The sequence below is a fragment of the Paenibacillus darwinianus genome (assembly GCF_000598065.1).
Lineage (GTDB): Bacteria > Bacillota > Bacilli > Paenibacillales > Paenibacillaceae > Paenibacillus_I > Paenibacillus_I darwinianus.
Genome location: NZ_KK082141.1, coordinates 21,489 through 39,071, shown reverse-complemented (window position 1 = coordinate 39,071; position 17,583 = coordinate 21,489). Strand labels below are relative to the sequence as shown.

The following is a 17,583-nucleotide window of genomic DNA, read 5'->3' as shown; positions in this document are numbered from 1 at the left end:
GCAGCCGGATCTGGAATGGGAGAAGGCTGGCGGCCCGCCTTATATTAACGAAGGTCAGTCGATACTGAAGAAGGACGGCAACGTGTTCCTCGTCTATTCCGGCGCGGGCAGCTGGACGCCCTTCTACAGCCTGGGCATGCTGTCGCTCAAGGCTGGCGGCGATCCGCTCGCCGCAGCCGATTGGACAAAGTCCCTAGAACCGCTCTTGCAGATGGACGAGGAAGCGGGCGTGTTCGGACCGGGCCACAACTCTTTCGTCCCGTCGCCCGACGGCACCGAGGATTGGATCGTCTATCACGCCACCTCGGGCATCAGCGACGGCTGGAACAACCGCAAGGCTCGCGCGCAGCGCGTTATTTGGGGAGCGGACGGCATGCCGCAATTCGGCGGTCCGCTGTCGCTGGACACCGCCATAGGCGTTCCTTCCGGGGCTGGGGTGTTTGAAGCGGCTAGCGCCGCCATCGAGAACGGGCGTATGACGTTCGAGCATATTCCGTCCTCCATCGACAGTGAAGCGCCGTTGCTCATCCGCTACCGCAACACGAGCGGCTCGGCTAAGAAGGCCGATATGCTCGTAAACGGTCAAGCGGCAGGAGAGATCGGGCTGGCGAAAACAGATAGCGATCAATCGGGATATGGGTATACGACCGTAAAGTTGACGGCTTCCGATAATGCCATTTCCTTCCCTGCGGCGACGGAAGGCTGGCAAATTGAGGCGGTGGAAATTTCGCGTGTCGAAGCGGAGAGCGGCCAGGGCGAAGGCGGTCCGCAGGCGGAGGGAAATCCGTTCGCGTCGGCGGGCGGCATTATGCGGACAAATGAGGGCGAGGAGGCGCTCATCTCTTTCCCGAATCTGCTGGTGCCCGTCAAAGGCGCATACACCGTTCGGATTGCGGCAGACAACTCAGCGGGCAGGGAGCAGAAAATCACCATTCGGACGAGTGACGGCGTGAAGAAAACCGTGACCATTCCGGCCACCGACCGCAACGCGTTTGCTCTAATAGAAGCGGTAATAATGCTGCCTGCAGGCGTGTTTGAGCTTACGCTGGAAACGAAGGGCGCGCTTGCTATAGACTATTTGGATATCGTGCGATAGTGGATAGTGTTAAAATGTAAGCGGTAAGCGATACGGCACATTGGGGGCAGTCACGTATGGGAAAGAAACGGGCATTCCGAACAATGAAGTCAGGCTTGGCGATTGCGGTGCTTATTCTCGCGCTTGGGGGCTGCGTCGGCCGCGGCCCCGAAGCTCCCCCGGCGGCCGCCGACGCGCCGGTCATACGGCTTGAATATTGGACACCGTTCAGCGGCGGCGACAACCGGTTTATGACCGAAATGATAAGCCGTTTCAACAAGGAGCATGACAATATCCGGATCGTACAGACGAACTCGCGTCTGGACGATTATTACTCGAGGCTTCGCACGGCGATTCTGGCCGGCAATGCGCCGGATGTCGCGGTCATCCATACGACGAGCCTTCCCCAGTTCGTGCAGAACGGCTATATCGAGAATCTGGAGAAGCCCGCGACCGATATTGGTCTGGACTGGACGGCCTTCAATCCGAATATTCTCAAATCTACGGTATTCGACGGGCAGCCTTATGCGGTTCCCCTCGATACGCATGCGCTAGTCATGTACTACAACAAAACGCTTCTCCGTCAGGCGGGGCTGCTCGGTCCGGACGACAAACCGGTAATCGGAGCGGGCGCGAAGGGCTATATCGAGTTCCTCGAAAAAATCCGGTCCGCCATCCCCGCCGATACGGCCCCGATGGCGCAGCCGAGCACGCGGATCGATTCCGTATGGCTGTGGTGGAGCTTATACAATCAGATGAAGGGCGGGGGCTCTTTCTACAACGAGGACGCCTCCCGAACCGTTATCGACAATGCCAAGGCGCTTGAGGCCTTGAAATATGTAAACGGGCTTTACCGGTCCAAGCTGATCCCGCCCGACATCAATGATGCGTTCAAGCTGTTCTATGACGGCAAGGCAGCGGTGCTCATTACCGGCATGTGGGGAACGGGCGCATTCGAGAATGCCGAAGGTCTCGACTTCGGCGTGGTGCCGGTGCCCGTTTTCTATGATCGGCCCGCCGTGTGGGGGGATTCCCATACGCTGACGATTCCGGCCAACCGCAGCATGTCGAGCGAGCAGCGCAAGGCGGTGATGACTTTTGCCAAGTGGATGGTGGATAATAGCGAGCTGTGGGCCAAAGCCGGACACGTGCCCAGCATGACCAAAGCGGTGCTGAGCGATGAGTTCCGCAAGCTGAAATTCCGCAGCGATTACGCGGCGACCGCCAATTATGTCGCCTATTGGCCGAGGCATGTGAAGCAATGGTCGATCGTCGAAATTCTGATCAAGGAATTTGAGCGCATGAACTACGGTCAACAGACGCCGGAGCAGACGCTCCGCAAAGCGGCCCGACTGATCGACGCCGAATTGACTTCGTGAAGGTGAAGCCATGAGTATTCGCAACGTAACGCAATGGTTCAAAAACCAAGAGCTTGCGCGCAAGCTGATTTGGATCAACTGTCTGCTCGTGGTCGTTCCTTTGGTCGCCATGGGCGTGTTCACGTTCACCAGCTTTCAGGGCACGATGGAAAAAAACGTCGGCGGCTACCAGTTGCAAACCTTGAAGCAGGTCACCCTTAACATCGATACGTATATGAATGAGCTGAACCGCCTGACGCTGATGCCCTACCAATATAATGAAATTCTCGCCTACCTCCGTTCGGAGCGGAAACCCGGCCAGCCCCTGACGCTGAAAGAAATCGATGAGCTCAACAGCTTCGTATCTCAGGTGTTTATTAACGGCCGGGTCGACATCATGGGCGTCTCGCTGTACGGCGAGCGTGGAGCGTCGTACGTCGTGCTGCCGGAGAGCCAGTATGTCACTACTTACAAGCTCGATGAAAGCGCCGAATGGCTGAAGCAAGCCAAAGGCCTTTTCGGCCAGCCGATCTTCATTACGACACACGAGGTCAAATCGACAAGCGGCATGAGCTATGAGGTTTTCTCGATTGCGCGTGAGCTCAAAAGCTTCGACACTGGGCAAACGTTAGGCTACATCGTAATTGATATCGATCCGGCATCGGTACGCGGCATATTGACCCAGGTCAATATGGGAAACCGCGAATCGTTGTCGATTCTGGACCGCAGCGGCAACCTTGTGCTGCGCAAGGAAGGCTACGAATATCCCGATCAGCCATGGCCACTCCAGGGCGAAGGGATAACGCAAATGCGTGAGAACGGCGGAGATTTGCTGATTGCTTACTTTACATCGAAGGTAACCGGCTGGACCACCGTCAGCACGGTACCCGTTGACGAGCTGATGAAGGCCAGCGACCGCGTCCGCAACTCCATCGCTCTGATCGGCGCAATCTGTATCGGGCTTGCCATGCTGACGTCGGTCTTTATCGCATTCCGGATCACGAAGCCTTTGCGCAAGCTGAGCCGGCTGATGCGGAAGGTGGAACAGGGCGACCTGCAAGTGTCGTTCCCGGTTGCGAACCGCGATGAGATCGGACGGCTTGGCTACGCATTCAATACAATGGTTTCAAAGCTAAGCGAACTCGGTTACTTGCTGTATGAAACGGAAATTCGGGAGAAGGACGCGCAGATCGCAGCGCTGCAGAGCAAAATCAATCCGCATTTTTTGTATAACACGTTAGGCTCGATCAGCATGTATGCTGAGCTGGAAGGCAACCGCGAGATTGTGACGATGGCCAACAATCTCAGCCGCCTCTTGCGCTACAGCCTGAGCAGCCGCAAGGAATTGGTTACGCTAAGGGATGAGATGGAGCACGTAAAAGGCTATATGACAATCCAGAAAATGCGCTATGGGGAGCGTTTGCACTTTGACGTCGATATCGGCGCGGGCACGATGGACTTCGCCGTCATACCGCTCATGATTCAGCCGATCGTCGAGAACGCGATCATCCACGGACTGGACAAAGGCATCGGTGATGGGCGAATCCGTCTCATCTGCCGGGAAGAGGAAGCCGTGCTGTCCATCATCGTGGAGGACGACGGCATCGGCATGACCGAAACGCAATTGGACGAAATCCGATTTCGGCTGCTGCATGACAACGATTTGGGCGGCAAAACGGGCAACGGCCTGCTGAATGTGCATCGCAGGATCATCCTGCATTTCGGGGAGCCTTACGGCCTGCGGCTTGAGAGCATGCCGTTTCGCGGCCTGCAGGCCATTCTAACGCTTCCGGCGTTCAGGCCGCCTCAGGAGAAGCTTGCATGACGTGGAGGTGAGGACATGCCCAAAATATTAATCGTCGATGATGAAGCGATTTTTCGCAAGGGCCTGCAGTCGATGATCGCCGCTTGGGACAAGGACTGGGATGTGGTGGGCGCCGCCAAGGACGGCATCGAAGCGTTGGAGCGTCTGGAGGAGCTGCGCCCGGACGCCGTGCTGACCGATATCCGCATGCCGCGGATGGACGGGCTGCAGCTTCAGAAGATCGCCAAGGAGCGTTTTCCGGAGATCGCTTCGGTCGTAATCAGCGGCTATGAGGATTTCGCTTATGTGCAGCAATCGATGCGACACGGCTCCAAAGATTATTTGCTGAAGCCGGTCGAGCGGGAGGAGTTGGGACGCGTGCTGGACCAGCTTAAGGCGGAACTGCTGCAGCGAACCCCTGAGCCGGTGTCGGCGGAGGAACGGAACGAGGACATGCTGATCCGTCAGCATGTGACCGAGCATGTCGCCTCCGGGCTGCTGCAAGGCAGCGTTCACCCGGAGGATATGAAGCTTTTGCAGCGGATCGGCATCGACTTCGACCAACCGTATTTTACCTGCCTGGTCATTAAGCTGGACAAGGATTCGGTTGACCGTGAACGCTATTCGCACGCCGATCCGTCCCTTTTTCAGCTGTATATTCAGCAATTCGTGCAGGAAGTGCTCGACAACCGGGCCAGCGGTTTGTGCTTCGTCATATCAGACACCGAAGTCGTCGCGCTGGTGAACCTTGCCGATGAACGGGAGTCGAAGATCGAGCTGCTCGAGATCGCCGCGTCGATCCGCAGGCAAATTCGCTCGCTCTCCAATATTACGGTAACCATCGGGATCGGCACCGTCGTCGAAGGCGCACAGTCGATTCCCCGCGCTTATCATGAGGCGGGAATCGCCTTGCTGTACCGGCTGATCGTCGGCGGAGACAAGGTGCTCGATTACGAGCAGACCGCCAAGGAAAACCAGTTCAAGTCCGGTATCAAGAAATGGTCGTGGGAGGCGCTGGAGCAGGCGATCAATGAAGGAAAAACGGACGAGGTCAAAAGCATCGTGGAGACGGTCATTCAGGATCTATGCCGGATCGCGCAGACACCGGAAGCCGTTCACCAGCAAATCTGCAAGCTGCTCATTCATTATTACGAGCTGGCCGAGGATCTCGGGATCACGAAGCAGTGGCTGCGCCAGACGGACATCCGCACGCTGTTGTTCGATATCTGCTCGATTTCTGCGATCGACGAGCTGGTGGAGGAATGCCGGAAACTGCTCGGACGCCTGACTGCCGGCATTGCGGCAAGAGGCCGCAATGCCGAGCGCGATCCGATCGAGCAGTCGGTTCGTTATCTGGAGCGCCATTATCGGGAGCCTGTAACGCTGAAGGAAGCGGCGGATCGCGTATTTCTGAATCAGGCTTACTTCAGCAGCCTGTTCAAGCAGCGGACCGGCACAACGTTCGTGGAACGGCTGACCGAACTGCGCGTGGCGGAGGCCAAGCGGCGAATCGCGATGACGGACGAGAAAATCGCGGTCATTGCAGAGGGCACCGGCTTTTTGAACCTCCGGCATTTCAACCGCGTCTTTAAGAACGAGACCGGTTTCACGCCGAAGGATTACAGGGAACGGGTCAAGCAGGAGACCGGAAAGCATTAACGGATCGCGGAGGGCGTGCGAGAGGCATGCCCTTCGCTTGTTTATTTTGGGAACGGAAAGGGGAATAGTCCGTAGTAATGTCGAATAATCAGGTTGAAACGATTAAGGACAGGAAGGCCGCTCTTATCATGCGGAAGCGCTGCTTGTACTGAAGACGGGGATGACATCGGCCGAAGCGGACGATATTAAATTTGCGGTGCGTGACTTTAATTGCGAGACCCCGATACATTCGTACGCCGCCAAAGTTGCATGACTGTCCGTCAGGAGGCTTAGCATGAACACCAAAAACATTGCAACAGTTTCATTACTGGTTATGGCAGCCGGATTTGCAATTACGCTCTTTCTGCCGGATAAGGGCTTTTTCTTCGTGCTAAGAGGCGGATTCGAGGCGGGACTCGTCGGCGGGATCGCAGATTGGTTCGCCGTGACCGCGCTGTTCCGCCATCCGCTCGGCCTGAAAATTCCGCACACCTCGCTGCTGCTCAAAAACCGCGACAAGCTCATCCGCTCGCTTATCTCGGCGATGGAGAACGAATTGCTGAATAAGCAAAGCATCGGGAACAAGCTCAAAAACCTGAACCTGCTGCAGCTGTCCGTTTCGCTGGCCACGAAGGTATTGCAAAAGCGTGCGGCAAGGCGGCAGCTGCTTGGGCTTGTTATCGAGCTGGTGCGAAGTGCACCGGCGGAGCGATTGGTGCCGCTCATCCGCAACGGGCTGCAAGCTTACGCCGCCAGAGCAGATCTCAGGCTCGCGGCGGACCGTATGCTGACTCGGGCCATGGAAGAACGCTATGATGAAAAAGCGTTCGATTATGCGCTGGAGGAGGCGCATTCCTGGGTTCGCCGACCGCAAACTGGCATGATGCTGGGCAAGCTGGCGGCGGATAAGCTCTCCGAGCTGAATGTGGGCGGTTTCGCGGGATTTGCTTTTCAGGCGTTTGCCGGTTTCATGAGCGAAGACAAGCTGGGCGGTATTCTGCAAAATCTGCTGATCTCGGCGCTCGGCGATCTGCGTCGGTCGGACAATGCGCAACGCGCGGCGATCCTCCGCGAGATTCGGGTACGGCTGTTGATGCTGCCGGGCGACGAGGCGGTCATGAACCGGCTGCGGGAGTGGATCGACCGGCAGCTGGACGGCGAACCATTCGCCAGCTTCATGCTGGACCTGCTTGAAGAGGCGCGCAGCCTGCTTCTGGAGAAGCTGGAGCAGGAACAGGCGAAGGGCGGCCGAGTCGTGTTCGCGGCCTATCGCTCGCTCGTTCGCGGCTTGTCGTCCGACCCGGAGCGGGTTGCGGAATGGGATGGACGTCTGCTGTCGTTCGTCACCGACCTGATCGACCGCAACCATTACCGGATCGGACAGCTGGTGAAGGATAATCTGGAGCAGATGGACGACGCGTCCCTGGTTCGCATGCTTGAGGAGAAGGTAGGGAAGGACCTGCAGTGGATTCGGGTGAACGGTGCCTTGTGCGGCTTCGCGGTCGGCGTGTTGCTGTCGCTTGTTCAATTGCTTTGAGTCGATTAACACCGCGCCGCCTGGCGGTACACCCGCTCGGGACGCCCCACGGATCCGTAGGATAAGTCGGCCGCCATTTTACCCGAGGATACCAGAAATTCCAAGTATCGGCGGGAGGTCGAACGGCTGATGCCGAGGTCGGCGCTCACCTGCTCCGCCGTGCGCGCCGACGACGTATGCATCATGTAGACCGTAACCTTGTCCAGCGTCAGCTGATCGATTCCTTTGGGGTAAAAGGGCCGCTGCTTCTCGCCGTCTCCGGGCCGGAGCAGCTCGTCGATCTTGTGCTGGTCGACGGCGGTCTCGGCGCCCGCCTGCTCCAGCGCTTTTATTTTGCCCCGGAAACTTCTGTATTTGTCCAGCGTCTCACGCAGCCGGTCGAATATGACGGGCTTCAATATATAGTCGAAAATGCCCCCATGGATCGCCTCGCGGATCGTTTGCAGCTCCTTGGCCGCCGTAATCATGATAATGTCGGTCTGGGTATGTTTGAGCTTAATATGCCGCAACAGATCGAACCCGCTGACGTGCGGTACGTAAAGGTCGAGCAGCACCAGATCCGGCGATACGATCTCGAGCAGTTCCACGGCCTGGCGGCCGTCGGTCGCAATTCCGACCGTCTGAAAGCCGTCGATCTTCTCCACGAACCTTCGGTTTATTTCCGCGTTGCGGACATCGTCCTCGACGATAATGACCTGTATCACACGATATCTCTCCTTCGTTTGGGAATCGCCGTCGCAAATCTCGTTCCTCCGGCGGGGACACTGTGATGCTCAAGAATGCCGCCTAGCTGATCGACCGCTCTTTTGACCAACGACAGGCCGTAACCCCGTGTTTCGCCGTCCTTGGTAGAGAAGCCCGCGATATAAATCTTGTCCAGCCACTCCGGCGGTATGCCGGGGCCGTTGTCCTCGATTTCCACAATCAGATCCTGGCCCAGATCCGTAAGAAAAATCGTGACAAGCCGTTCCCCTTCGTTGTTCAGCACCGCTTCCATGGCGTTGTCGAGCAAGTTGCCGAGCAAAGTGACGAGCAGGTTGCGGTCAACGGACGGGGGTACGTCCTTGAACGTGCTTTCTTCATCGATTACCAGCTTGATCTTGAGCTCTTGCGCGCGGTTGATTTTGCCGACGAGCAGTCCGCCGATAATCGGATCCGGAATTTCCTTTACGATGAAATGCAGCAGGTCGCTCTGACTGTTCGTTTCACGCGTGATGAAGTCGATCGCTTCCTGATAGGATTCGAGCTGAATGAGTCCGGAAATCGTGTAAAGCTTGTTGGAGTATTCATGGGTTTGCGCGCGCAGCCCGTCCGCATATTGCTTCAACTGCGAGAGCTGCTGCGTAAGCAAATATAATTCGGATTTATTGCGAAAGCTTGCGACAGCTCCGATCACTCGGCCGTCTCGGTTTTTTACGGGCAGGCGGTTGACCACCACGACATGGTCGCCGAGGATGGCTTCCTTGTCGAATTCGGCCGTCCCGGTGTGGATCACATCCGGTAGAGTGCTATAGGGAAGGACGTTCAGAACGGGCCGGCCGATCAGCTCGGTTTTATGCTCCGTTCCAAGCAGGCTTAACGCATTCTGGTTCACCAGCGTAATGACGGCTTTATGATTGACGACGAGAATGCCCTCGTGTATCGATTCCAGAACGGCTTCCTTCTCCTGATACAGCCGGCCGATATCCTCGGGCTCCAGTCCCATTATCGAGCGTTTGATATTGCTGGCGATGGCCGCGGCCCCGGCCGCCCCGATTAATAGCGCGACGGAAGCGATGGCGATAATCGTGTTCCGGAAACGGTACGCTTCCTTGTTGATATCTTCGATCAGGAAACCGACCGAGACGACGCCGATCACATCTCCACGATCACCGTATATGGGCGTTTTGCCGCGCAGCGACAGCCCAAGCGTGCCCGTCGCCTCGGAAATGATCGATTGCCCGGCAAACACGGGCCCATTGTCGCCGCCGACCATGGATTGTCCGATTCTGGATGGAATCGGATGGGAATAGCGGATGCCATCCCGGTTGCCGACCACGATGAATTCCGCGTCGGTCTGTCTGCGGATTTCCTCAACAAGCGGCTGGATCGTCAGAGAGGGCGCCGGATCGTCAAAGGCTTCCTTAATCTCGGGAATCGAAGCGACGCTTTTGGCCAGATTGAGCGCTTTGGAGCCGATCTGGCTTTTGTAGGAGGAGGCCCATATATGCTGGAACGTGACGGACATGGCCACAATCAGCGTGAACGTCACTGCGCACATCAGTAAGACAAGCTTGGTTTGAAGCCGCATAAGCGGTCACCTCTAAGCGGTGAATTTAATGAACAAAATCAATTTAATGACCAATATCCAATTAATGCCCATAAACTAGGCAGCGCTTTCACAGGCGTGTTAAGATGCAATGGTGTAAGCGCTGTCAATCAGCCTTGATCAAAAGTACTATAACACAAAACCAAGGGGGAACTAAAGTGCAAAGAGCCAAATTCAGATGGACGTGGGGCATCGTGGTTACCGTGGTCGCATTACTGTTATCGGCATGCGGGAGCGGAGGAAACAACGCGTCGAACAATCAAGCTGCGGCCGGAGGCGAGAAAGCCGCCAATGCGCCCGCCAACGCCGCCGAGAAGCCGGCGGAGGAGACGGCAACCGCCGCATCCGGATACCCGGAGAAGCCGATCGTCGTGGTCGCTCCTTCGGGAGCCGGCGGCGGATGGGACAAAACGGCCCGTGCACTGACAAAGGTGCTGGCCGAGACGAAGCTGGTCGGCCAGACGATGACCGTCGAGAACAAGCCGGGCGGCGGGGGTGCCGTATTCATGGCGGAGTATGCAACCCAGGAGACGAAAAATCCTTATAAGCTGTTCGTCAGCTCGCCGCCGATTCTCATCAACAACCTGAAGAAAGAAGGCAATTCGCCGTTCGGCTATAAGGATTCGACGCCTTTGGCGCAGCTGACCAAGGATTTCGGCGCGATCGTCGTCGGTGCCGATTCGCCTTACAGCGACATCAAGGCATTACTCGCCGACATGAAGGCCGATCCGAAAAAGCTCACCGTTGCCGGCGGTTCCGCGCCCGGCTCGATGGATCACCTCATTGCGGTATTACCGGCTTATAAATTCGGAATCGATCCGAAAGCTGTCAAATATGTATCGTACGACGGAGGCGGGGAAGCCGTCGCGGCGCTCTTGGGAGGAAATGCGGATGTGATTGCGACCGACGTTTCGAGCGTGGCCGAATATTTGAAGGCCGGCAAAGTGAAAGTATTGGCCGTGACTTCCGCCGAGCGGCTTGGCGGGGACGTGAAGGACGTTCCTACATTGAAGGAGTCGGGCGTCGATGCCGAATTTACGATCTGGCGGGGCGTATTCGGACCCAAGGAAATGAAGGAAAACGAATTGGTCTATTGGCAGCAAACGTTGACCGCATTGAACGACACGCCAGAATGGAAGGCGGAGCTGCAGGCAAACGCTTGGGAAAGCGAGTTCAAGGGCTCTGAAGATTTCATCGCTTTTCTGGGCGAGCAAGAAGTGCTGATCAAGGACCTGTTGACCGCGCTCGGCATGGCTAAATAACGATACCAGGGGATACGGATAAAAGGTGGCGAAGGAAGGCGTCATGCCTTCCTTTCGTCACCTTTTTCCAGAAGGACGGGGGGAGCGGCGTGAAAATGATGAGAGGTTTTGACAGCTATGCAAGCATCGTTTTTTTTCTGATCGGCATCGCATTCGTGTGGGAGAGCCGCAAAATCAGCGAAAGCTCATACGGCAGCAACGTCGGTCCGGACATTTTTCCTATGGGTCTGGGCGCGATCCTGGTCCTGCTCAGCATACGGCTGTTCTACGAAGCCATGAAAGCTCCGAAGGGCGACAGTGACGGTAAAACGACGCCGGATTACAAGCGTTTTCTGATGATTGCGGGCGCGGGCGCGCTTTATGCGTATTATCTGGAGGACATCGGTTACGTGATCGGCACGTTTCTGTTCCTGCTGTTTTGCTTCCAGACGATACAGAGAGGCAAGCTCGTGACTTCGCTCGTCGTCTCTGCCTCATTCTCATACGGCGTGTACTACTTATTCGTTCAAATTCTGGAAGGGACGCTTCCCGGCTTCCCTTCCTGGCTGCAATAGAGAGAAGGCGGTGGAGACATGGAAGTCATTCAATTTCTCGCTGACGGATTCGCGTCCGCGCTGCGGTGGCATAACTTGCTATTCGCGCTGGTCGGCGTGCTGATCGGCACGGCCGTCGGCGTGCTGCCGGGCATCGGACCGATGAGCGGCGTGGCGCTGCTCATTCCGGTTACGTCGACCATGACGGGGGGATTAGGCCCGGAAGAAGCGGCGACGAGCGCCATCATACTGCTTGCCGGCGTTTATTACGGCGCCATGTACGGGGGTTCGACGACCTCCATATTGCTGAATACGCCCGGCGAGTCGTCCTCGGTCGTCACGACGCTGGACGGCTATCAGATGGCGAAGCAAGGGCGCGCCGGCGCGGCCTTGTCGATATCCGCGATCGGCTCATTCGTAGCCGGCATTATCGCGTTAATCGCGCTGGTGTTGGTCGCCGAGCCGTTGTCGAATGTGGCCGTCAAGTTCGGACCGGCCGAATATTTCTCGCTCATGCTGCTTGGCCTTGCCGCCGTCAGCGGCCTGGCGGGCAAATCGATGACGAAAGCGTTGATGATGACGGTATTCGGGCTGCTGCTCGCCACGATCGGCATGGATAACGTATCCGGCGTCGCGCGTTTCACCTACGGGCTAGCCGTTCTGTACTCGGGTCTGGAGTTTCTGACGATCGCTGTCGGCCTGTTTGCGCTCGGCGAGGTATTCAAAACGATTATCGGCCGTGAATATGCGGTCGGCACCATTGCGCGGGTAGGACGAATCCTGCCGACCCGGCAGGATTTGAAGGACAGCGCGGGACCGATCGCGCGCGGATCGCTGCTGGGCTTTTTTATCGGCGTGCTGCCGGGCGCCGGCGCGACCCTGGCTTCTTTTTTCAGCTATATTATGGAGAAAAAAATCAGCAAAAATCCGCAGAAGTTCGGAACCGGAGCCATTGAGGGCGTCGCGGCGCCGGAATCGGCCAATAACGCGGCCTCCGGCGGGGCCATGATTCCGCTGCTGACGCTCGGCATTCCGGGCTCGGGCACGACGGCCATTCTGATGGGCGCGCTGATCATGTACAATGTGCAGCCGGGCCCGCTGCTGTTCGACGAGCATCCCGAGGTGGTGTGGGGCCTGATCGCGAGCATGTTCATCGGCAACCTGATGCTGCTGGTGCTGAATATGCCGCTTGTCAAGCTGTTCGCCAAAATTATCGAAACGCCGCCGAAATATTTGCTGCCCATTATCGTGGCGATCTCCGTGTTTGGCGTGTATGCGGTGCAGTACAGCACTTTTGATCTGATGCTTCTTATCGCCTGCGGCATCGCCGGTTATTTTCTCGCCAAGAACGATTTTCCGCTGGCACCGCTCGTGCTCGGCCTGGTGTTGGGCCCGATGATTGAAAACAATATGCGCCGCGCGCTCACCGGCTCCGACGGTGATTTCTCGATTTTTGTTGCCAAGCCCATTTCCGCTGTGTTCCTGATCGCAGCCGCGCTCTGGCTCGTCGTGCCGCTGCTGCTTAAGCTGCGCGGCAAAAAAGTACTCATCAATGAAGAAGGCTGATCCGCAGTCTCGCGCTGCGGCGGAAGGGAGGAAGATTGATGGCGTCCAGCACAAACATCATTATTCGGATGGAGCTTAAGAAGGAAACGATTTCTTTTGGGGAGGTGGCGGTAGCGATCGGCCAATTCGGAGCCGACATCATCGCCACGGACGTCATACATTCCGGACGTGATTCCTCGGTCAGGGATATAACGGTGAAAGTGCCCGATTCGACCCAGTCCGCATTGCTGGATCGCGTACGGGCACTCGCCGGGGTAAAGGTCGTAAACGTATCCGACCGTACTTTTCTCGTTCATCTCGGCGGCAAGATCGAGGTGCAGCCGAGAATGCCGATCAAAAACCGCGAGGATCTGTCGCATGTCTATACGCCGGGTGTCGCCAAAGTGTGCAAAGCGATAGAGGAACATCCGGACAAGGCGTTCTCGCTTACGATCAAGCGCAACATGGTGGCCGTTGTGACCGACGGAGCATTGGCTGCGGGCGTTGCTTATGCCAATCCGATGTGGCAATGGCTGGCGGAGCGCACTAATCCCGATCACGCAACGGGGCCGCTGTCGACGGTCATTGAGGGAGCGGACGTATTCGTCGGCGTCTCGGGACCGGGGGTGCTGAAGGTGGAGGACTTGCGCCGGATGGCCCGCGATCCGATCGTGTTCGCGATGGCGAATCCGGAACCTGAGATCGACCCGGAAGCGGCGGAGCCGTACGTGCGCGTGCTGGCTACCGGGCGCAGCGATTATCCGAATCAGAGCAACAATGTGCTGTGCTTTCCGGGCGTGTTTCGCGGCGCGCTGGAATGCCGCGCGCGCACGATCAACGAGCGCATGAAGCTGGCGACTGCCGAAGCGATCGCGTCGACCGTAAGCGGTGAGGAGCTGCATGAGCATTACATCATTCAGCGTAGTGCTGAACAACTCCGGCAATTACGGCTTGTCGGTCAGCCAGCTGGTTTTTAACGGCAATCCGGTCGGGCTGTGGCTTGAAAGGCAATAAAGCCGCGTGGTGCGCGGCTTATTTATTTATGCGGCTTGCCGCTTCAGTGAACCTGTTCGTAGTCGACAACGATCTCGTCGACACGTTCGTTCTTGTACATCAAGGACAGGTGAAGACCGTCGTAATCTTTCTCCTTGTCGAGCTCGCGGAGCAGCAGGGAGGTGATCGCCTCGGCGTCCTCCATGTTGTGCCGGTCGCTGAATTCGATGAAGCCGGTCAGCCGGGTGCTTTCGATATCGACCGTAGCCGTTCCGACCGGCAGGCCGCCTGCGGATTGTTTGAAAATCTCATACGTCAGCACATCGTTGTCGTCCCGCGCGAGAATGACGTCATAATCGTCCTCGCTTTGGTCGCTGATCAATTCCAGAGGCGTATCGAGCAGATCCTCATGCGTCAGCTCGACGGTTTCCAGCACCTCGTCCTCGTAACGGTGGTCGATGAATAAGGAGTCGACGGCGGTGTCATCGAAATCCGACACAAGCAGCTCGGTAATCATCTCGATTTCTTCGTCCGAGGGCTCGTATACCCAACGAACGATGCCTTCAACGTCGGGGCTTGCGGTATCCAACGACGCTTCCGCCAACCAGCGGCCTTCATCGTCATAAATATGATAATCGATCCGGTCTCCGGTCTCGTTGACGGTTACCAGCTCATATTCGGCGGAGCCCCATGCCTCGGCGTCCGTACCCGCTTGCTTCGTCCTGGCGTGCTCCTTGTCGGCCTGCATCTCCATCTCCGAATCGGTCGTTACGATCTGATCGTAGGTGCTGTAGGTCATAATGACATCGCATGTTTCCGCCCGGACGGCATGCACCAACGACTGGATATGGTTCTGAAGGAACGAGACGACCCGCGCTTTGTCACCCTGCTTCAACGATTCTTCCTTGATTTGCACGGCGCCCGCAACCCGGTCGCCTTCCCGATACACGAGCGTGAGGGTACCGCAAACCTGGCCGCCGACCATAATATCGCTCACTTCACCCCCCGATGTCCGCAGATCCGGCCTCAATTCGATATTCCGCATATCATCGCCTCCAGTGGGTGTATTTGCAGCCAGCTATAGGGTGTCCATCCCCCCTTGAAATCATTTCGGGAATGAAGGCGTCCGTAGTTGACGAATCGCGCCTCATCATATATCTTTAATTTAAGATAATTAAATTTGAGATATAAAAGGAAGTGAGCTATCCGTGCTTCGGGATTCTGACACTGACCGCTCCGCATCGCTTAAATTGTTCGTCGTACTCTCGAAAGCGTACAGAACGGTGATGGACCGGACGGTGAAAGACATGAAGCAGTACGGTCTGTCACCGTCGGAGTTTACCATTCTTGAGGTGCTGTACAATAAGGGACGTATCCCTCTGCAACAAATTGGCGAGAAAATTTTGGTGACGAGCGGCAGCGTTACGTACAATATCGATAAGTTGGAGGGAAAGGGGTTGCTGAAGCGTGTCCCTTGCGAGGAGGACCGCAGGGTGGTCTATGCGGAAATCACGCCCGCCGGCGTCGAATGGTTCGGACGCATTTTCCCCGCACATGCCGAGCTCGTCCATTCGATGATGGACGTGCTCGATCCGGAAGAGAAGGAAACGGCAGCCGCGCTTCTGAAGAAGCTAGGAAAACGACAGCAAGGTTAATAAATGAAGCGACGGCCGGCATGCAGACCGGTACGTACGATCGAACAGGAGAGGATAAACGATGGCAATGCAAACCGCAGGTATCCACCATATTACCGCGTTTGCCCGAAACCCGCAGGAGAATGTCGATTTCTACGCAGGCATACTCGGACTGCGGTTGGTTAAACAAACAATCAATTTCGACGCTCCGGAAATTTATCATCTCTATTTCGGCAATGAAGCCGGAAGCCCGGGAACGATCATCACCTTTTTCCCTTGGCCGGATTCGCGAAGGGGTCGGGTCGGCGGAGGACAGGTCGGGATTACCACTTACGCAGTACCGCCGGGCACGCTCGGGTTCTGGGAAGAACGATTGCAATCGCTCGGCATTTCAGTGATGAAATCGTCCCGATTCTCGGAGTTGTATCTCCAGCTCGCAGACAACGAAGGGCTGCGCCTTGAGCTCGTCGAGCGGGAGGAAGGAGCGGGCAGCACCTGGTCGTTCGACGGCATTCCGGCAGATAAGGCGATCAAGGGCTTTGGCGGAGCGGTGCTGTTCAGCGCGCATTCGGAGCGGACGAGACAGGCGTTGGAGGACGTGCTCGGCCTGGTGAAGGTGGGCGAGGATGCCGGCTACGCACGATTCAGAGCCGCAGGAGAGCTGGGCAACCTGATCGACGTGCCGCTTTCCGACATGGAATGGGGCGCAGGCGGAGCCGGTACCGTTCACCATATCGCCTGGAGGGCGCAGGATTTCGAACAACATGAGGCATGGAGAAACGAAGTGGCGCAGAACGGATATGAGCCAACACCGATCATCGACAGGCAGTACTTCAACGCGATCTATTTCCGCGAGGGCGGAGGCATCCTTTTCGAAATCGCAACCGATCCGCCTGGCTTTGCGAATGACGAGAAAGCGGATTCGCTTGGAGCCAAGCTGATGCTTCCCGAATGGTTCGAGCCGCATCGCGAGCGGATCGAGGCGAATTTGTTGCCAATCCGGGTACGTGAAATCAAGGAGGGGGAACGATGAAATATTTATTTGTAAAAGGTAACGATCCGCAGGCACCTACGCTTGTGCTTTTCCACGGCACCGGCGGTACGGAACGTGATCTGCTGCCGCTGGCGGAACGGATATCGCCGGATTCCTCGGTACTCAGCCTGCGGGGCAATGTGCTCGAGAACGGCATGCCGCGCTTTTTCCGGCGGCTTGCGGAAGGCGTGTTCGATATTGAGGATCTTATCTTCCGAACGAAGGAAGTGAACGACTACCTGTATGAAGCCGCCGCCGAGTACGGGTTCGACCGCGGCAATCTGGTGGCCGTCGGTTACTCCAACGGGGCGAATATCGCCGGCAGTCTGCTCTATCATTATAAAGACGCGCTTAGAGGGGCCATCCTCCATCATCCGATGGTGCCGAGAAGAGGGATTGAGCTCCCCGATTTGTCGGCAGTGCCCGTATTTATCGGCGCAGGGCGGAACGATCCGCTTTGTTCCCCGCAGGAGTCGGAGGAGCTGAACAGGCAGTTGAGCGAAGCGGGCGCCGATGTCATGCTTCATTGGGAAAGTTTCGGGCATCAATTGACGGCGTCCGAGGTCGATGCGGCCGCCGCCTGGTACCGGCAAACATTCACGGATTAAGGGGCTATGCGCTGCATGAAACGCTTGAGGCCGTAACGGAATCCGTCACGCCGGAGATCAAGGCCGTGATGCATACGCATCTGCAGGGTGCGATTGCTACCCATGGCGTGATCACTGCGTAGTTGATGCAGCGGGGCTTGTATCACCCGTACAACGTCGCCGAGCAGCTTCAGGTCGATATGACGAACATTCAGAAGGCGTTGAATAGTTGAACGAAAAGCCGCAGACAACAAGCCGGGCCGCAGACATTTCTCT

The 17,583-nt window shown here is 56.9% G+C and carries 15 protein-coding genes; 12 read left to right on the top strand and 3 right to left on the bottom strand.

The genetic code is table 11. The features are described 5' to 3' along the window. From BG52_RS04840 to BG52_RS04820, 5 genes are all read left to right on the top strand, one after another. Positions 1 to 1,096, top strand: a 1,096-nt coding sequence (locus BG52_RS04840) for a family 43 glycosylhydrolase (RefSeq protein WP_036666902.1), incomplete at its 5' end; no start/stop codon positions are given. 56 nt (positions 1,097 to 1,152) lie between these two features. Beyond that, positions 1,153 to 2,454 carry an ABC transporter substrate-binding protein gene (locus tag BG52_RS04835; RefSeq protein ID WP_036580324.1) on the top strand — a complete coding sequence of 434 codons (1,302 nt, stop codon included), beginning with the start codon at positions 1,153 to 1,155 and terminating at the stop codon, positions 2,452 to 2,454. A gap of 10 nt (positions 2,455 to 2,464) precedes the next feature. Continuing rightward, positions 2,465 to 4,258: a cache domain-containing sensor histidine kinase gene (locus BG52_RS04830; RefSeq protein WP_051587606.1), complete on the top strand. Its 1,794-nt coding sequence runs from the start codon at positions 2,465 to 2,467 to the stop codon at positions 4,256 to 4,258. Between the two features lie 15 nt (positions 4,259 to 4,273). After that, entirely contained in the window at positions 4,274 to 5,896 is a 1,623-nt protein-coding gene (locus BG52_RS04825) for a response regulator transcription factor (protein WP_036580325.1), read from the top strand. Positions 5,897 to 6,170: 274 nt separating this feature from the next. Next, positions 6,171 to 7,412, top strand: a complete 1,242-nt coding sequence (locus BG52_RS04820; protein WP_036580327.1) for a DUF445 domain-containing protein — start codon at positions 6,171 to 6,173, stop codon at positions 7,410 to 7,412. A 5-nt stretch (positions 7,413 to 7,417) separates the two neighbouring features. On the opposite strand, the gene BG52_RS04815 is transcribed toward BG52_RS04820, so the two are convergent. Next, entirely contained in the window at positions 7,418 to 8,116 is a 699-nt protein-coding gene (locus tag BG52_RS04815; RefSeq protein WP_036580330.1) for a response regulator, read from the bottom strand. Continuing rightward, on the bottom strand, positions 8,113 to 9,702 hold the full coding sequence (locus tag BG52_RS04810) for an ATP-binding protein (protein WP_036580332.1): 1,590 nt from the start codon (positions 9,700 to 9,702) through the stop codon (positions 8,113 to 8,115). Before BG52_RS04810 ends, BG52_RS04815 begins: the two co-directional genes overlap by 4 nt. A 176-nt stretch (positions 9,703 to 9,878) precedes the next feature. Between BG52_RS04810 and BG52_RS04805 the strand changes: the two genes are divergently transcribed. The 4 genes from BG52_RS04805 (at position 9,879) to BG52_RS04790 (ending at position 14,037) form a co-directional block, all read left to right on the top strand. Continuing rightward, positions 9,879 to 10,982 carry a Bug family tripartite tricarboxylate transporter substrate binding protein gene (locus BG52_RS04805; protein WP_036580334.1) on the top strand — a complete coding sequence of 368 codons (1,104 nt, stop codon included), beginning with the start codon at positions 9,879 to 9,881 and terminating at the stop codon, positions 10,980 to 10,982. A 95-nt stretch (positions 10,983 to 11,077) separates the two neighbouring features. Further along, positions 11,078 to 11,536 carry a tripartite tricarboxylate transporter TctB family protein gene (locus BG52_RS04800; RefSeq protein ID WP_036666900.1) on the top strand — a complete coding sequence of 153 codons (459 nt, stop codon included), beginning with the start codon at positions 11,078 to 11,080 and terminating at the stop codon, positions 11,534 to 11,536. Between the two features lie 18 nt (positions 11,537 to 11,554). Continuing rightward, a complete protein-coding gene (locus BG52_RS04795) occupies positions 11,555 to 13,081 on the top strand; it encodes a tripartite tricarboxylate transporter permease (protein ID WP_036580340.1) in 1,527 nt (508 codons plus the stop codon). 38 nt (positions 13,082 to 13,119) lie between these two features. Further along, entirely contained in the window at positions 13,120 to 14,037 is a 918-nt protein-coding gene (locus tag BG52_RS04790; RefSeq protein WP_036580342.1) for a malic enzyme-like NAD(P)-binding protein, read from the top strand. 80 nt (positions 14,038 to 14,117) lie between these two features. On the opposite strand, the gene BG52_RS04785 is transcribed toward BG52_RS04790, so the two are convergent. Beyond that, positions 14,118 to 15,098 (bottom strand): hypothetical protein, encoded by a 981-nt coding sequence (locus tag BG52_RS04785; RefSeq protein ID WP_036580344.1) that lies wholly within the window; start codon positions 15,096 to 15,098, stop codon positions 14,118 to 14,120. A gap of 163 nt (positions 15,099 to 15,261) precedes the next feature. On the opposite strand from BG52_RS04785, the gene BG52_RS04780 reads away from it, so the two are divergent. The 3 genes from BG52_RS04780 to BG52_RS04770 all read left to right on the top strand — a co-directional run bounded on the left by BG52_RS04780 (position 15,262) and on the right by BG52_RS04770 (position 17,328). Beyond that, complete coding sequence (locus BG52_RS04780) at positions 15,262 to 15,708, top strand: MarR family winged helix-turn-helix transcriptional regulator (protein ID WP_036580345.1); 447 nt, start codon at positions 15,262 to 15,264, stop codon at positions 15,706 to 15,708. Between the two features lie 61 nt (positions 15,709 to 15,769). Continuing rightward, positions 15,770 to 16,720 carry a ring-cleaving dioxygenase gene (locus BG52_RS04775; protein ID WP_036580348.1) on the top strand — a complete coding sequence of 317 codons (951 nt, stop codon included), beginning with the start codon at positions 15,770 to 15,772 and terminating at the stop codon, positions 16,718 to 16,720. Then, the gene (locus tag BG52_RS04770) at positions 16,717 to 17,328 is read left to right on the top strand and encodes an alpha/beta hydrolase (protein WP_036580350.1); all 612 of its coding nucleotides are present in this window, start codon (positions 16,717 to 16,719) and stop codon (positions 17,326 to 17,328) included. The genes BG52_RS04775 and BG52_RS04770 overlap by 4 nt, the downstream gene beginning before the upstream one ends. Positions 17,329 to 17,583: the final 255 nt, after the last annotated feature.

Excerpts from the sequence above, each read along its gene's own strand:
- BG52_RS04790 (WP_036580342.1), top strand. The coding sequence starts at position 13,120 with ATGGCGTCCAGCACAAACATCATTATTCGGATGGAGCTTAAGAAGGAA.
- BG52_RS04835 (WP_036580324.1), top strand. The coding sequence starts at position 1,153 with ATGGGAAAGAAACGGGCATTCCGAACAATGAAGTCAGGCTTGGCGATT.
- BG52_RS04795 (WP_036580340.1), top strand. The coding sequence starts at position 11,555 with ATGGAAGTCATTCAATTTCTCGCTGACGGATTCGCGTCCGCGCTGCGG.
- BG52_RS04825 (WP_036580325.1), top strand. The coding sequence starts at position 4,274 with ATGCCCAAAATATTAATCGTCGATGATGAAGCGATTTTTCGCAAGGGC.
- BG52_RS04770 (WP_036580350.1), top strand. The coding sequence starts at position 16,717 with ATGAAATATTTATTTGTAAAAGGTAACGATCCGCAGGCACCTACGCTT.
- BG52_RS04810 (WP_036580332.1), bottom strand. The coding sequence starts at position 9,702 with ATGCGGCTTCAAACCAAGCTTGTCTTACTGATGTGCGCAGTGACGTTC.
- BG52_RS04800 (WP_036666900.1), top strand. The coding sequence starts at position 11,078 with ATGATGAGAGGTTTTGACAGCTATGCAAGCATCGTTTTTTTTCTGATC.
- BG52_RS04775 (WP_036580348.1), top strand. The coding sequence starts at position 15,770 with ATGGCAATGCAAACCGCAGGTATCCACCATATTACCGCGTTTGCCCGA.
- BG52_RS04830 (WP_051587606.1), top strand. The coding sequence starts at position 2,465 with ATGAGTATTCGCAACGTAACGCAATGGTTCAAAAACCAAGAGCTTGCG.
- BG52_RS04820 (WP_036580327.1), top strand. The coding sequence starts at position 6,171 with ATGAACACCAAAAACATTGCAACAGTTTCATTACTGGTTATGGCAGCC.
- BG52_RS04785 (WP_036580344.1), bottom strand. The coding sequence starts at position 15,098 with ATGCGGAATATCGAATTGAGGCCGGATCTGCGGACATCGGGGGGTGAA.